Raw genomic sequence first — 16112 nt, forward strand, 5'->3', positions numbered from 1 at the left:
CACAATTATTTAATACATGAAAGAAGATAGCCCGCACATGGACATCGCTAGTGTTCATGGGTACGCACTGTCTTCGCCGATCGATCCGCCACAGGATCGCCCGTTTCACGGCGGAACGCGGCGGCTGAACAAGCGGGACGTGGTCCTCGTCGTCGTCGAAACTAAGGACGGAAGCCAGGGATTCGCCACGGCGGGTGCGAGCAGTTCCGCGATGCGCGAGTACTTCGAGGGCGATTCGCAGGGCACCTTCGCCGACGTGGTCGACGAGACCGTCGCCGACGCGCTCGCGGGCACGACGATCGACGAACCGACCGACGCTCACGATCTGATCGCCGATACGGATCTCCCGGCTCGCCTTCGAACCGAGGCCGTCTCCGCGCTCGACGTCGCGCTCTGGGACCTTCGCGGGAAAGAACTCGGCGCACCCGTTTACGAACTGCTCGCCGACGAGTACGGGACCGAGCCGACCAGCAAGATGCCCCTCTACGCCAGCGGCGGGATGTACATGGAACCCGAGGGGTACGTAGAGCAGGCTGAAGTGCTCGAAGCGGAGGGGTTCTTTGGCTACAAGTATCGCCCCGGTATCGGACCCGAGGGGGACCGGCGAACGGTCGAGTTGCTCGCCGACGCGACCGACGAGATGGAGTTCATGCTCGACGTCCATACGTGGTGGAAGCTCCGCGACTCGTACGGGACCGGTACCGTTCAGGAACTCGTCGAGCACGCGGCCGACGCGGGCGCGTTTTGGATCGAAGAGCCGGTCGAACCGGACGACCACGAGGGGTACGCCGCGCTGTCGAAGACCGGCGCCCCGCTGGCTGGCGGCGAGAGCAAGGAGGCGCCGTCGGACCTGGTCGCGCTGGGCGAGACCGGTGCCGTCGATTTCCTCCAAGGCGACGTCCGCCACCACGAGGGGTTCTCGGGCTGTCGGCCCGCCATCGAGTTTTGCACCGGTCGCGGCGTCGAGTTCGTTCCGCACAACTTCGGTACGTGGCTCGGACTGATCGCGAACGCACATCTGGTTTCCGCGGCGCCCGAAGTGCGCCTGCTCGAGTACCCAGTGTTCGAGGACGATCCGATGATCGCCGGGGAACCCGATCCTGGGATGTATCCGTTCGACCTAGCCTTCGACATCATCGAAGGAGAACCGGCCATCGACGACGGGACGCTGACGGTCCCAGACGGTCCCGGTCTCGGTGTCGACGTGGATCTCGACGTCATTTCGGAGTACCCGTTCGTCGACGGACCATGGACGGAGTTCAACTACGAGGACGAGACGTAGAGCGGACAACGCGCCGATCACGGAAGCGCTCGGTCACACCGTTTCGGGGATCCGTCCCGCGCCGTCAGCAGAGCCCGGTCCATAGCCACCTCCCAACCCTCGAAGAACGGGAAATCATCGGCCAGGAAGAGGACGGATACCGCCAGAAACTACAGCTTTTAGACATGGCAAATGGGATCCAGAACTAGACTAGCAACTACGATGCATCATCGATCCCGCTGACAATCACGAGTGATCACCTACGGAACCGTCACCGGGGTGGTCGTCGGACCGGGATCATCGAGAGGCTTGCCCGATCGCCGTAATAGACGAGTTGAGCGACGACCGTATCACGGCCTATTTGCACTGCGAGTGAACCGATACCGGTCGATTTCGCACTCGTCAGACGCATCGAGGTTCGTAACCGACGATTCGAGAACCGACGTCCGCATTCTCGGGCTCGGTCAGTAATCACGTCCGAACGTACACCGTCCCGAACCGGGAACGGGTCGAATAACGGCGCGGATACAACCTGCATTACGCTGTCGGGATCGGCTCGCAACACCCACACTACCCTGATCGCCCTACATGATATAAAATAGATATGTTATAGTTCCCATTCGAAACCATACTATTTCCCAATACACCGATTTAGTAGCCGCTGTCCGGAGATGCAGTATTCCTAGATCCTGGATTTTCGGATTGATGGCGCAATTAATGGCGGTGTTAGATTTCTTCTCACCTTGATTATTTATCGAAATTGTTTACGGATATGATTGTGGGTTTCCCCCACTAGAAATATGCTCGAAATAGGGCTTATAAACGGGTATGGCGGGACTAACAGGAGAAATAACCAATCGAGAACCGAAAATCGATCGATCCAATCGGTGACCGATCTATCAGTTTCACAATCTACATGCTATTCTGGTATGAACGAGGATTAGAAGTGCCTTCGTTAACGAATCCGGCGATCACCGGACGACACCGACGCCGGAACGGAATCGAACGGGCCTGGCCGCGACGGACGAGCGGAGACGGAGAGAAGTGGGCCGGTCAGTAGAAGACGCTAAACAGCCCGAACTGGATCGGGAGCAAGAGCAGGATTGTCGCGGCCGAGCACGCGACCGTCGTAAGGATCAGCTCCCGCGTCTCGATGTCCCCCTCGTTCAGGATGACGATGAGGACCGCCGACTGGTAGGGGAAGAAGTACGAACTCAGCGCCATCGTCTCCGCCAGCAATACCGGGGTGAACGGCAGCCCCGCGGCGTCGATGTACGGGATTAGGACCGGCGTCAGGACGCTTGCGACGGCCAGGCCTTCCATCAGGAACGTGAGTGCGAAGGTGATGAAGAAGACGGACGCGAGGATCACCGCGAGCGGCGCGCCGGTCGGGATCAACTCGAGCAGGTACGTCGCCGCGGTGTCGGTAAAGCCGGTCTCGGTCAGGCCGTCGCCGATCGCGAACACGGCGGCGATGAAAAACAGGATCGAGAAGTCGACCTCGCCGCCGACGGTCTCGAAGTCGACGACGCCGACCTCGGGGAGGAACGCGAGGACGACGACGACCACCGCGCCGATCACCGGGTGGAAGCCGTGGACGAAGTCCGTCGCCCAGATCGCCGCGCCGACGAGGAGGAAGGCGAGCATCCGCCGTTCGGCGGCGCCGGTGTCGATTCCGGCTCCTGTTCCGGTGTCGGTACCAGCGTCGGTGCCGTCGGTCCGCCCGCCGTCCGTATCGGGGACCTCGAACGCCGAGTCAACCGGCGGTCGAAAGAGGAGATAGACGATGCCGACGACCAGCACCACGCGCACCAGGCCCATGACCGGATACATGTGGAGCCACCACTCGGACCACGAGATGGTGTGGCCGGCGATCGATTGACCGAACCCCGAGATGATAATGTTGGGGAGATCCGCGGTCAGAATCCCCGACGAGCCGTAGAATGTCGCGAACAGCGGGCCGAGGTAGAGTCCGACACGGGCCTCCCGCGAGTCGAACAGCGAGCCGAGTTCCCGGAGGATCGGCGCGAGCGCGAGGATGCGAACCAGCGCCGAGGGAACGAGAAAGGCGAGTACGTGGGCGCCGATCGCGAGCGCGAGCAACAGCCGCCGATACGTGCGGCGCGAGTCGGCTTCGATCGGGTCGCCGATGCTTCTGGTCGCGATCACCCGGCCGGCCGCGTTCGCCAGGCCGCTCTGGCGCGTCGCCTCGCCCATCAGGAGCCCGAACCCGATGAGCCAGGTCGCCGGCTTCTGGAACCCGACGAGCGCCAGGTCCGTCGAGAAGGTGACGGCGATCAGGCCGAGACCGATCAAGCCCGTGTACGAGGGCGCTACGGGTGTCAGCACCCAGAGGACGATACAGAAGAGCGTGATCGAGAGCATCGTTCCCACCGCGGACGGGACCGTTAGCCAGGTCGCGACGGCGACGACGGCGGCGAGGGGGAACGCCACCGCCGGGGACCGAAGCGTCTCGATCGCTTCCGATCGGTTCATTGCTCCCAACTCGGGAACTCTACAATAAAGGTGTCGTGGTTCCGGAATCTCCGGATCGGTGAGTCGATTCCCGGCCGGTTCGTGGGCGGTTGGCAGCCGCTCCCAGTGGGTCTCGCACGGTTTTCGGACCGTCGCCGGCCGATGGTCGACGGCCGGTCGTCGCCGCGTTGACGCCGCGTCGCTACTCGTCGCCCGAAACGGATTCGATCAGCGCCGCGACGGCCTGGGCCCCGCGTTCGGGCGTGTCGAACGTCGGAATGCCGAGGGCCTCCATTGCTCGGCGCTCGTCTTCGAGCGCGTGGTCGGGGCCGGCGACCGTAAAGCAGATCGGTTTGTCGACTTCCTCGGCAAGCGCCTCGAGTTCGTCGACGGGGTAGCCCAGCGAGTCCTCGTAGATCTCGTAGACGAGCACGATGTCGACGTTGTCGTCGCGCGCGACGGCGTCGATGGCCTCGCCGAACTCGGGCATCGGCCGCCCCGTGTCGACGGGGTTTTCGGTGTACGTGATGCCGGGGAGGATCTCGTCGAGTCGCTCGCGGGTCTCCTCGGTCAGGTCCGGAAACTCGGCCCCCGTACCCTTGAGGTAGTCCGTGGCGATGATCCCCGGGCCGGCCTGGGCCGTCACGATCCCGACGTTCGGCCCGTCGGGGGTCGGCGAGTCCGCCAGAACCCGCCCGGTGTCGATCAGTTCGGTCGTCGAGGAGACGGTCACCAGGCCGGGCCGGTCGAACCCGTCCTCGTAGACGGCGTTGTCCTGTGCCGGGGCCGCGGTGTGGGCCTGCGCGAAGTCGGCGATGTCGTGTTCGCCGACTTTGAGGGCGACGACAGGCGTGTCCGATTCGCGGCATGCCGCGAGGAAGTCGTCGACGTCCTCGGTCCCCTCGACGTGCACGACGATCGCGTCGGTCCGCGGATCGTCGTCGAGCGCCGGGATCACGTCGGCGAACTCCGTGTTCACGCGATTGCCGAGGCCGAACATCGCGGAGACGCCGTACCCTTCACGGGTCAGGTGGAACGAAGAGGTGATGGCGACGCCAGCGCTTTGAGCGACGATGCCGACGTTACCGGTCCCGACCTCGCGGATGCGGGGGACGAACGAGCCGTACAGGTCCTTGTGCGGGATCGCGTAGCCGGCCGTGTTCGGGCCGAGGACCGTGATGTCGTACTCGTCGGCGATCGACGCGATCTCGTCCTGGAACGCCGCGCCCTCGCCGCCCATCTCGGCGAAGCCGCCGGCGAAGATCACGGCGGCGCCGACGCCCGCCTGGCCGCACTCTTCCAGGACCTCCGGAACGACGGGACTGGGCACGCAACACAGCGCCAGATCGGCGTCGACGTCGTGGACCGAGTCGACGAACTCGTAGCCGTAGACGCTCCCCTCGCTGGAGGGGTTGACCGGAAAGACGTCCCCGTCGTAGGTCCGAATGTTGGTCATCGCGTCGTTCCCGAGTTTCCCGGGGGTCTTCGACGCGCCGATGACGGCGATTCCGTCCGGATCGAAGAAGTCAGTTACTCTCATGTTCAATCATTGTCGAACATTGTAATATAAATTGCGGGAAAACGGACCGGGTGATGTAAAAAATTTGCTGATTTCGGAATCTGTAATATCAATTACTCGCCGTGTTCGAGGTACTGTCGTCCCTCTTCCGTCTCTGCGAGGATGTCGTCGAACACGGCCGACTCCGTTTGGAATTTGTGGACGCTATGGAGCATCGTGTTATGGAAGTCCGAAATCAGTTCGCCGTGCTCTTTGAAGAATTCGTGTACCCAGCTCTCCATCTGGTCATCTGTCCGGAACTGGGCGATGGCGTGCCACTGATAGTCGGTGTCCGCAGTGAAGAACATCAGGACGTGAGGATCGTTCTGGAGCGCCTCGTAGCAGTCCCGCCAGTGGTCCTCGAAGTTCGGGAAGTTGAAGGAGACCCGGAACAGGTAGTGACGGAAGATCTCCCGGTTCGGAAGGATCATCTCGCGGAAGATTTCCTCTTCGGACATCGTCCGCAGAATCTCGTTGATCCGGTTGTGGGACAGCGAGATTCCGTACTTCGCCTCGAGGATTCGGCTGAGTTCGCGCGTCGACGAAGCCGGATTGTCCACTCGCGCTTTCAGTATGGCGATGTCGCGGGGAGAGACGTCGAAGGATTCGGTATCGTTCATTGTAATCGTTTGTGTGGGATACTCCTGCAAAAGTTTATCCAATACCTTACGAGAGCGGCAACTGTTCGGTATCAGCGATGCGAACCCGTCGCGCAGTAACCGATCTGCAGAGGAAAGCTACAATCCAACACAGCGCCCGTCGGAGGCATTGTTCAGATTAGCTGACTCCGGCAGTATACGTAGCTCTGAGACCATGTTTCGACGGTTGCTGGATAGGCGTTTCTAAAACGGCTTTCAAACTGTGAGGTATGTCGTTTTGTCTCTTTGAATATGTATCTGAGGGGTTCCAGTTTCCGTGTTTTTCGAATCGGAATCGGCGCCCATGATCGTGAAGTGCAGCTTTGAGCCGCGGCGCTGCACCGGTGAAAACACGGCGTCTTTAACGCCGTGTTTCTCTCGCAAGGTTTGAATTGATATCGCCATACAGTCGATGACGCTAATCATTGAGTTAGATCATAGTTTCGTTGATCGCAATGCGATCCGGCTGGTTGCTGTCTTCCGGCTGTAGATCGGCTTTCTGCACCCAGTTATAGATAGTCGATCGTGCCCAACTGGCGCCAAATACATCTGATATAGAAACAATGTCCAAAAGTGATGATAGGGTGGATACTGCTGACTTCTCAATCGCAGTAGTTTGCGCGGTGTCGCCTCACGCTCCGCAAATCTAACTGTATCGCTGCACTATATTGTTGACCGGGTCGAGTTCTGGCATAAACCGCTGGCAAATCGCACCGTTTCGCTCGTCATCCCAATCTGAACAGCGCCACGGATTCGGTCGTTAGACTCGAATTTCGATCATGACGTCTGGAACAAATCCGATAAACAGCGTAGATGCGCACCATTATATATTTGGTGATTGAAAGATAGCTGTGACCAAATGACAATCTCGTATGCAGTCAATGACGATCAGTTCAGTGACGCGGTCGTAACGACGGCGAACGACCTTGCCGAAGCCTACAATGACGAACTCGTCGTGCTACATAGTATGACACAGGAGCGGTTTGACATTCGCTCTGAGAGACAACCCGAGTACTACGTCGACGAGGGCGCGAACGACGCTGCGAACACTGCCAAAACCATTGCCTCGCGAACGCTCGAAGACGCGGGTCGTGTTATCGCGAAGGGACAGGTCGGTGATCCAGCCGAAGAGATCATCGAATCGACCGAACGACTCGAGCCGCGGTATCTCGTCCTCGGCGGTCGCAAGGATCGCCGGTCGGAAAGGCGCTGTTCGGGAGTATCACGCAGTCGGTTCTCCTCGAGATCGGCACGCCAACTGTCACGGTTATGCGTGACTGACGTCTGCGCCGTCCGAGTCGGAACCAGTCGGATCAATGCGCCCCGCTCCGTCTCCACGTCCCTCCTGCGATAATAGAACGCGTTCACAGCCAGTATCACCCGGAATACCCCACTGTGATCTCGAGTTCGAGTCGATTCTCACCACTGGATTTCTTCGCCGCATCCCGACTCATCGGGGTCGGCTCTTCGAAGGCGGATGAAATCACGGATCCCCCGTGAGACACCACCCTGAGTTCACGAGATCGGTTCGAGGCGGACGTCGATTACGGCGTGGGTGCCGTCATCGACCGCGGCGGCGCCGGCCTCGAGCGCCTCGACGAGTCGGTCGGGATCTGTCACGGTCTCGGTGTGGGCGTCGACGACGTTCGCGGGCGCAGTGAGGTCTGCGGGTTCGTCGAACACCGATCCGGGCACGCCGTCGTCCGCGGCGGCGCCGTCGGGATGCTCGGCGAGCGTCGACGTCTTGACCGCGTTCCAGCCGCTGTTGTTGTAGATCACGGTCAGCGACGGTGCATCGGCGACCGCGGAGAGCCAGTTCCAGGCGGTCGGCACGGAGAAGAAGTACGAACCGTCGCCGACGAGCGAGACGATCCGATCGTCCGGTCGTCCGAGCGCGGTCCCGACCGCGGCACCGCCGGTCCAGCCGAGCCCCGCGCCGCCCTTCTGGTAGTAACTCCGCGGCTCGGTGAGTTCGAGGTAATCCAGCACGGCGTCGCGGCTCGTCACCGTATCCTCGATGACGACGGTCGACTCGTCGACGACGCGATTGAGCGCGTCGGAGAGGACGGCGGGCGTGAGCCGGTCGGACGCCCGTTGCTCCTCGAGTTCGGACTGGCGCTCTTCGCGGCGCGCCGCGACGACGCGCTGCCAGCGTTCGCGGCCCTCGTCGCCGGCGGACGGATCCAGCCGCTCGGTCACGTCCCGCAGGGTCGCCGTCGCGTCGGCCCGGACCGTCTCGGTGATGGGAAAGTCCCACTGCGGGTATAATCGCTTCGACGGATCGACATCGAGTTGGATGACGGGCACGTCGGGCGCCCCTCGCGACGGGACCCACGGGACGTCCGTGTCGGCGACGAGGACGAGATCAGTCTCGTCGAACACTGCCGTGGGTTCGTAGCCGGCGTGGAGATCGTGGTCGCGCGGGAAGCAGAGATGCGTCGGCGCGTGCTCGACAACGCCCGCGCCGGCGGTCTCCGCGAATTCGACGAGCGTCTCGAGACCCTGCGCCGACGCCGGCGATCCGATCCGACTGGTGATCACGAGCGGTGCGGTCGCCTCCTTGATCCGCTCGGCGAGCGTCTCGACCGTCTCCGCGTCGGCTCCCATGCGCTGCGTCACGGTGTCGAGGTTCGTCCGACTCGGTGCGAGTTCGATCTCCGTCTCGAGGGCCTCTCGGGTGGCAGTCAGGTAGACCGGTCCCTCCGGCGCCGTCTGGGCCCGCTCGAGTCCGCGAGTGACCAGTCGATCGGGATCAGCGGGCGGCCGGTACTCGGCCTCCCAGCGGCAGTACTCTTCGACGATCGCCGGCTGATCGAAGACGTCCTGCGCGAAGTGGATCGAGTGGTCGCGGGAGCCGGCGTGTCCGCTCTCGGTCACCGGTGCCAGACCCGAGATGATAAATACGGGCGCGTTCGCCCGGTGGGCGTTGTGCATCGCCGCCCCGAGGTTCTGGGTCCCGACGTCGACGTGGACCAACACCGCCTGCGGCCGGCCCGTCGCCACCGCGTATCCGTGGGCGACGCTCATCGCGACGAATTCGTGTGGACAGGCGATCAGTTCCGGAATCTCGTCTCCTTCGCCGTCGCGCTCGACGCGGACCATCGCCTCCAGAAGCGGCGTGTGATCCGTTCCGAGGTTTCCGAAGATGTACGACACGCCGCGCTCCGCGAGCGACCGGAGTAACCGCTCACCGGCGACGATCCCGTCCGCGCTCTCCTCGCTGCTCTCGCTGTCGGCTTGCTTTCTCATGTGTGGATTGATACCTGGTTCCGTTCTCAGACTCTTATGCTTTGGTCCCGTCAGCGCTGCCGTCACGAACGCCGATCTCGCGAGGTGACGCGGTGCGGGAACTGATCGTCGGACGACCGGTTACAGGAACTCATCGGTGAAGATCTCGTCGACATCGTCGACTCGGCTCTCCTCTTCGATGAGCCCCGTCTCGAGCAGGAGATCCTGCGCACGATCCATCTCTTCTTGCGCGATGTCTCCGTCCTCGGCCCAGAGCTCGTATTCGCGTGCGAGGTCGAGCGACTCCTCCCAGGGACCGTCTCCGACGTCGAACGTGGGGTAGAAGTCGTACTCCTGTGCGCCGTCGATGAGTTCGCCGGCGTCCGCCTCGTATACCTCTTTCTGGGCCGCTACGAGGAGATCGGCGACTTCCTGCACCTCTTCCGTCTGGTTCTCGATCTTGTCCTCCGTCGTCGCCCACACCAGCGCAGTCTGGTTGTTCGTGACCTCGTACTCCCACGGGAACGCGAGGATCGACGCGTACCCCTCTTCCTCCGCGGCGAACGCGCTACTCGCGGTGACCGCGGCGGCGGCCATCTCGCCGGACTCGATGGCGGCGATTCGGTTTTCGGTGCCCGCCATCGACGAGTACTCGACCGCTTCTGGATCGCCGAGTTCCTCGTTGACCATCGCGACCGTACTGGCGTAGGAGACCGCAGACGTGTCCTGAATGCCGACCGTCTCGCCCTCTAGATCGTCCCAGGTCTCGATTTCGTCGGTGGTGAGAAGCGGGAAGACGTACTCGTTCCCGTTCCCGAGGAACGCCTTGATCGGAACGCCCTCGGCTCGCGAGTTAATCAGCGCCTGGAGGCTGATGTAACAGAAGTCGGCCTCCTCGCTGACCGTTCCGGCGACGACGTCGGAGAATCCCTGAAAGGCCGTTCGTTCGACCTTCATGTCCTGCTCCTCCTGGACCTGCTCATCGAAAAGCGGAAATGCGGCGAACTCCCAGACCGGTGCCGTCGGACCGTTAACGCCGATCTGGTAGGTATCGGCCAGACCGCTGCCGTCCTCGTTACCGATACAGCCGCTGAGTGCGATTCCGCCAGTGGCTCCGACACCTGCGATGAACTGTCTGCGGTGCATGGTATGATGGCTGTTCCCAGGGGTCATAAACTATTTTAAATATTTTCTACACTTGTTCGTCTGTGACTACGCCGACGGCCGCTAAATGCACCCCTTGGACAACCGGTATCGCGACAGTCGCGGGAAGTTCCAGTGTCGATCGGTGGAAACGACCCGACCCGAACCGAGCGACGAGCTCGCCACCGATACCGATCGACAGGGCGAGACGAATCCGCGCGCGAGTTCCCGCTGGAACCGATCTCCGAGTCGTGATTCGGACCCACCGGGCGCCGTCCGGTCGCGGCTCGAATCGATCGCCGCCTCGCCAGCGCATGTGTGGAATGAGAGGTGTATTAACATACCATCATATAACGGGTTCATCCGGAAATATCGAACGCGATCCGCAGAGACCTGGCGGATCGCAGCGGTCGATTCTACCCGCTGCATTCTGCAGTCGATCGAGTTCCTTTACTACCATACGATTGTAAACACTGGATGCATCCCTTCCAGGGTGTCTGAAGCGGATTGATAGCGATTCGAACTGGACACGTCGCATTTTCCGCGAGCATCGGCGACGGTGTCTCCGAACTCATAAAAAGGATACTGAAGAACAACGGACGAAGCGAACTATGGTTTCGTTCCTTGAAACTAGAGGCCGTGAATTGTTGTGATTCTCTATCCAAAAGACAACTTGATCTGAGTTTCTAAGGGGACTCACCAGTAGTTCGTAGATATCGAACACTGGGCTAATTTCTCCATGATAATTTGTCGAATATATGGTGGCACACGTCACTCTGACCCTGGATATAACGCGTTAAACGCGATTCCGTGGCAAATTCCCTGATCCTGGGAGAAAATACACGGTGAGCAAATTCGGCCTTGGTTCGGTATGTCTTCACATGCTCTTCGAGGGTAGTCCTCGATCATCCGGTTCGCAGATACCGGCCGGTCCGTCTACGAGAATCGAGTCTGCGATGCCGTCCGAAAAGGCGTCTACTCACTGCCTCGGTGGCAGTTTCAACCGCGTTGATCGATATCGCGAGCGAGTTCGGGGCCACGAGAGCCGGCCTCGAGGCCGACCGGTCGTCGGTCCTCCGGATCGGCGACGGACGCATGAGAGAACGTATGACGACGATCCGACCGCCACGACGAGTGTTTCCCACATTCTGTCATCGTCTTCGGCCCGACACGACCGGTCCCCTCGGCGATCGCAGCCGCAGCGTCTCCCGTAGCAGTCTTCGGAACTGTACGCGTCTCCGGGTCGAGCGGTTATTGAATCCACCCGCCGAAGGGCGTCGCTCCGGTGATTTATCGTCGAACCAGCTCCGCTGTGAACGGAATTAGCGTGCTCGTCCGATCGGCGATGTCAATACGAGCGCGTCTCCGCCGACCGAAATCAGCGAGTGCCGCTCGGACGTCCCGGTCGACCGGACGGAACCGCTCGATCGGTTCGCCCGAATTATCGTTCGACGCGGATCTCGTCGCCTTCGACCGTCACCGAATACGTCTCCACCGAGTGGTCGCTGTGAGGGTGATCGCCCGATTCGATATCGAACCCCCAGCCGTGCCACGGACAGTAGACGCACTTGTCCTCAACCTTTCCCTCTCCGAGCGGTCCGCCCTGATGGGGACAGACGTTGTTCACCGCGAAGTACTCCCCGTCCTCGTAGAACACCGCGATTTCCTCGTCGTCGACGTCGACGACCAGCGGTTCACCTTTTGAGATCTCGTCCGTCGAGCCGACGACGCGGGATACACCTGCGCCTCGATTAGTCTGGTCAGCCATGTACACTCTGCACCGATCCCCTTCATATATATATAACTGACTTATTTATTCATCGAGGTCTGAATCGAACGAAGGGTGATCGAGCGGGCCGATCCCGAGTAGTTGGGTGGTATCTCGGACTGAATCCGGCTCTCATCACGAGGTTCGGACAGTTGCAGGCGATCGATCTGCCGGGTGACGGGGAGGACGCTCCCGAGAACGGGTCCGCTCCGCTTCGAACGACCAGCGAGTCGACGCCGGTGTCGTCGGTGAATCGTCGACTGACCGCTCGGCCAGATGCTGTCACGCGTTATCACATCCGTAGATTTATATATGGTTCTCTATCACATGCTACGTGATGATCGCGTTCAGCCGAAAAGCGGCCCGTAGCGCAGGCGAATCGAACGGTCGTTCGATCGGTTCGACGCTCGCGTGACCGACCAGCGACCCGCGATCGATCTCTCGCGATCGCTATCACGGACATCCGCTGTTCGCCGTCAGACACCGGTGATTCGGACGGATATCCGGAATCGAAACCGATCAAGTAATCGCCCTCGAATCGATCGTTCACACTCCCAACGGGGGTGTCGGTGAACCGTGCTGTCGGCGCTGCCGATCGGTGCATTGCTGGCTACCGTCGGAGCGGCGGGGCTGGCCGTCCAGGCGCTGTGTATTCGGTACGGAACGGTCCGCAGTCAGTCGACGCAGGCGCTGCTCGTCGTACTCGCCGTCAACCTGACGGCACTCGTGCCGATCACGTTCGTCTTCGCCGATCCGGTCGCCGAGTTCACTCGGCGTTCGCTGATCGCGTTCGTCGGCGCCGGTCTCGTCGGAACGATGGCCGGTCGCGCCTTCTACTACGAGGGGATCAAACGCATTGGTGCGAGCCGATCGGAGCCGATCAAGGCCTCACAGCCGTTACACGCCTCCCTGCTCGCCGTCGTCGTCCTCGGCGAAGTCGTCACGGGACTGCACTTCGTTTCGATGCTGTGTATAGTCGTCGGCATCGCACTTATCACGTGGGAGACCGCACAAAACGGCCTGACGGCCGGCGAGACGAACGCGTCCGCGCTACTGTTTCCGGTCATGGGCGCGGTGTTGTACGGGATCGAACCGGTAATCGCGACGCTCGGGTTCAACGCGGGGACGTCCGCGCTGTCGGGATTGCTGGTCAAGACGGTCTCGGCGGCGATCGGATTCGTCGCCTACCTCTTCTGGCGACGGGCGCTCCCCGCCCTCTTGACGTACGACGTCGCCGAACTCCGGTGGCTCGTCGCCGCTGGACTGGCCAACACGACCTTTCTCGTGGCATACTACACGGCGCTGGAGGTGTCGACCGTCGCCGTCGTGGTCCCGATCGTTCAGTCCAGTCCGCTGCTGGTGATCACCCTCTCCGCGCTGTTCGTCGGAGACGACCTCGAGCGAATCTCGCTTCGGCTCGGAATCTATACGCTGTTCGTGATCGCCGGCGCGATTGGCGTGACGATTTTCGGATGACATCGGCGATACCGATATCTCGCTCCCCACGAGTGGCCGCCAAATGACGGGGTTCGACAACAATATTTATGTCCTTGCGTGGTATTGATCGGCATACGCGTTTCGTGTACAACCGTCACGGGAAACGGGAACTACTATGTGTAAACAAATCGATATAGACTCCGTATCGAAGACGTACGGCTCGGAAGAGGACATGCTGCACGTGATCGACGAGATCGACATCGACGTCGATGCGAACGAACTGGTCGTCATCGTCGGCCCGTCGGGCTGTGGGAAGTCGACCCTGCTGAAGATGATCGACGGACTCGTCACGCCGACCAGCGGCGAGGTCCGCATCGGGGGCGAGACCGTCACCGGTTCCCGGTCCGAGGTCGCGATGGTGTTTCAGGACTTCAACCTCCTGCCGTGGCGGACCGTCCGCGAGAACGTCGAGTTCGGCCTCGAAGTACAGGGCGTCGACGACGAGGCCCAGCGTGAGCAGGCCCTAGAGTGGATCGAAAAGGTCGGTCTCGACGGGTTCGAGGACAGTTATCCGCACGAGCTCTCCGGCGGGATGCAACAGCGCGTCGGGCTGGCGCGGGCACTGGCGATCGACCCCGAAGTACTGCTGATGGACGAGCCCTTCGGTGCGCTCGACGCGCAGACGAAAGACCAGATGCAGACGGAGCTCCTCCGCCTGCTCGCCAACGAGAACAAGACCGTCGTCTTCATCACGCACGACATCCGCGAGGCGATTCTCATCGCCGACCGCGTGCTGGTGATGTCGACCAAGCCCGCGACCATCCTGGCCGATCTCGACATCGACTCCGAGCGGCCGCGGTGGAATCGGCGGACGGAGATCGAGACCAGCGAACCATTCGAGGAGTACGAGACCAGGATACGGAAAGAACTCGGCCTCATGCCGACCGACGCCGCCGCAGGTGAGACCGGCGCGACGGCCGAGACCGAACCGACCCAGCAATCAGCCGAATAACGATGGCGACGAAACAATCAACCGCTCCGGACGTGTTCACCGGCGTTCGCGCGCGCCTCGAGCCCTTCCAGGGGATCCTCATCCGGATCTCGGCGGTCGTCCTCTTTCTGCTGATCTGGGAGTGGTACGCCGGCACTCAGCCGGATTACCTCTTCCCACAGTTGGGCGTCGTCGTTGAGGCCTTCGGTCGCCAGATCCGGGAGTTCGGCCTCGTCAGTGCGTACGCTTCGACGATGGCGACCGTATTCATCGGATACGCCATCGCCGTCGTCGTGGGCGTCGCCGTGGGGCTCGGCATGGGTCTGGACAAGCGCATCGAGGTGACGCTCGATCCGTACGTGAGTGCGATGTACGTCGCTCCGGTTTCCGCGCTCATCCCGATCATCATCATGGTCGGTGGATCCAGTTTCGAGAGCAAGGTCTTCGTCGTGTTTCTGTTCGTCGTCTTCGAGATGATCATCAACACAATGAACGGAACGAAGACCGTCCCGGAGGGGCTCGTCAATGCCGGTCGATCGTTCGGCAGCAGCCGCCCCACGATTATCAGACGGATCATCATCCCTTACACGCTTCCGTACATCTTCGCGGGAATGCGACTGGGGATCGGTCGCGCGATCAAGGGCGTAATCCTCGCGGAGCTGCTCATCGAGTTCTCGAATCTCGGTGCGGTCATCCGCGAGTGGGAACAGATGTTCCAGATCGCCGGCGTTCTCTCGGTGACGTTACTGCTGATGGTGACGGGAGTCGTGCTCACCAGAGCCGTCAGCGCGATCCGCGATCGGATTATTACGTGGGAAGCCGACGGAGGTGATCACTGATGGCACTGAACCCGAACCGACGGCGCGATCAACGCCTCATGCAGGCCGGATTCGGGCTCCTGCTCGTCGGTCTCTGGACGGTCGCCGGTCTGCTCTCACCGCGGATCTTCCCCTATCCGTGGTTGATCGCCGAGGCGATGATCGAGCAGTTCGCCAGCGGAGCGATGACGGCCGCGCTCGCCGACGCCCTGCAGGCGATCGTCGTCGGTTACCTGCTGGCCGTCGTCGTCGGCATCGGTATCGGGCTGGGGATGGGCCTCAACGATTTCGTCGAGGCGTTCATGGACCCGTATCTCGACGCATTGTACGCGCTTCCGTTCGCGGCGATCATTCCGGCGATGATCCTCTGGTTCGGCACCGGCTTCCAGATCCGAGTGGTCGTCGTCTTCGGCTTTGCGGTGTTCCCGATCGTCATCAACACGCTCGAGGGCGCCAGATCGATCCCGCAGAACCTGTCCGAGCTCGCGCAGTCGTTCGACGCGGGCCGGTTCTACACGATCAGACACATCATCGTACCGTACGAACTGCCGTATATTCTGGCCGGACTGCGGCTGGGAAGCGGACTCGCGGTGCGCGGATTGGTCGTAACCGAACTGCTCGTCGCCGTAACCGGCTTCGGCCAGCTCATCACGCAGTGGAGCGCCGCGTTCCGGATGGAGGGCGTAGTCAGCGTCGTGCTCGTTCTGATGGCGCTGGGCGTCCTGTTCACGTGGGGACTGGGCCAGGTCGAGAAGCGAGCGATCGAGTGGGACGTCTCCGCGGTCAACAACTGAA

12 protein-coding genes are annotated in these 16112 nt (G+C 61.5%); 6 read left to right on the top strand and 6 right to left on the bottom strand.

Going from position 1 to position 16112, the window contains the following annotated elements:
• Positions 1 to 37 precede the first annotated feature (37 nt).
• Positions 38 to 1282, top strand: a complete 1245-nt coding sequence (locus tag BMY29_RS00315; protein ID WP_049990267.1) for a mandelate racemase/muconate lactonizing enzyme family protein — start codon at positions 38 to 40, stop codon at positions 1280 to 1282.
• Between the two features lie 1032 nt (positions 1283 to 2314).
• Here the strand turns inward: BMY29_RS00315 and BMY29_RS00320 are convergent.
• The 3 genes from BMY29_RS00320 to BMY29_RS00330 all read right to left on the bottom strand — a co-directional run bounded on the left by BMY29_RS00320 (position 2315) and on the right by BMY29_RS00330 (position 5914).
• A complete protein-coding gene (locus BMY29_RS00320) occupies positions 2315 to 3757 on the bottom strand; it encodes an SLC13 family permease (RefSeq protein WP_049990266.1) in 1443 nt (480 codons plus the stop codon).
• Positions 3758 to 3938: 181 nt separating this feature from the next.
• Positions 3939 to 5276 carry a CoA-binding protein gene (locus BMY29_RS00325; RefSeq protein ID WP_049990265.1) on the bottom strand — a complete coding sequence of 446 codons (1338 nt, stop codon included), beginning with the start codon at positions 5274 to 5276 and terminating at the stop codon, positions 3939 to 3941.
• A gap of 92 nt (positions 5277 to 5368) precedes the next feature.
• Positions 5369 to 5914, bottom strand: a complete 546-nt coding sequence (locus BMY29_RS00330) for a hypothetical protein (protein ID WP_049990264.1) — start codon at positions 5912 to 5914, stop codon at positions 5369 to 5371.
• Between the two features lie 877 nt (positions 5915 to 6791).
• Between BMY29_RS00330 and BMY29_RS21690 the strand changes: the two genes are divergently transcribed.
• A complete protein-coding gene (locus BMY29_RS21690; protein WP_049990262.1) occupies positions 6792 to 7286 on the top strand; it encodes a universal stress protein in 495 nt (164 codons plus the stop codon).
• 161 nt (positions 7287 to 7447) lie between these two features.
• Here the strand turns inward: BMY29_RS21690 and BMY29_RS00345 are convergent, their stop codons facing one another.
• The 3 genes from BMY29_RS00345 to BMY29_RS00355 all read right to left on the bottom strand — a co-directional run bounded on the left by BMY29_RS00345 (position 7448) and on the right by BMY29_RS00355 (position 12071).
• Positions 7448 to 9181, bottom strand: coding sequence for a thiamine pyrophosphate-requiring protein (locus tag BMY29_RS00345; RefSeq protein WP_049990261.1), 1734 nt, complete (start codon positions 9179 to 9181; stop codon positions 7448 to 7450).
• A 120-nt stretch (positions 9182 to 9301) separates the two neighbouring features.
• Positions 9302 to 10306 (bottom strand): ABC transporter substrate-binding protein, encoded by a 1005-nt coding sequence (locus tag BMY29_RS00350; RefSeq protein ID WP_049990260.1) that lies wholly within the window; start codon positions 10304 to 10306, stop codon positions 9302 to 9304.
• Positions 10307 to 11744: 1438 nt separating this feature from the next.
• Positions 11745 to 12071 (bottom strand): Rieske (2Fe-2S) protein, encoded by a 327-nt coding sequence (locus BMY29_RS00355; RefSeq protein ID WP_074854589.1) that lies wholly within the window; start codon positions 12069 to 12071, stop codon positions 11745 to 11747.
• A 576-nt stretch (positions 12072 to 12647) separates the two neighbouring features.
• Here BMY29_RS00355 and BMY29_RS00360 point away from each other — a divergent pair.
• The 4 genes from BMY29_RS00360 to BMY29_RS00380 all read left to right on the top strand — a co-directional run bounded on the left by BMY29_RS00360 (position 12648) and on the right by BMY29_RS00380 (position 16111).
• Positions 12648 to 13547: a DMT family transporter gene (locus BMY29_RS00360; RefSeq protein ID WP_049990259.1), complete on the top strand. Its 900-nt coding sequence runs from the start codon at positions 12648 to 12650 to the stop codon at positions 13545 to 13547.
• A gap of 136 nt (positions 13548 to 13683) precedes the next feature.
• A complete protein-coding gene (locus BMY29_RS20390) occupies positions 13684 to 14520 on the top strand; it encodes an ABC transporter ATP-binding protein (protein ID WP_081985462.1) in 837 nt (278 codons plus the stop codon).
• 2 nt (positions 14521 to 14522) lie between these two features.
• Positions 14523 to 15338 (top strand): ABC transporter permease, encoded by an 816-nt coding sequence (locus BMY29_RS00375; protein WP_049990258.1) that lies wholly within the window; start codon positions 14523 to 14525, stop codon positions 15336 to 15338.
• On the top strand, positions 15338 to 16111 hold the full coding sequence (locus BMY29_RS00380) for an ABC transporter permease (protein ID WP_049990257.1): 774 nt from the start codon (positions 15338 to 15340) through the stop codon (positions 16109 to 16111). Before BMY29_RS00375 ends, BMY29_RS00380 begins: the two co-directional genes overlap by 1 nt.
• Position 16112: the final 1 nt, after the last annotated feature.

It is taken from the genome of Natrinema salifodinae (assembly GCF_900110455.1).
GTDB lineage: Archaea > Halobacteriota > Halobacteria > Halobacteriales > Natrialbaceae > Natrinema > Natrinema salifodinae.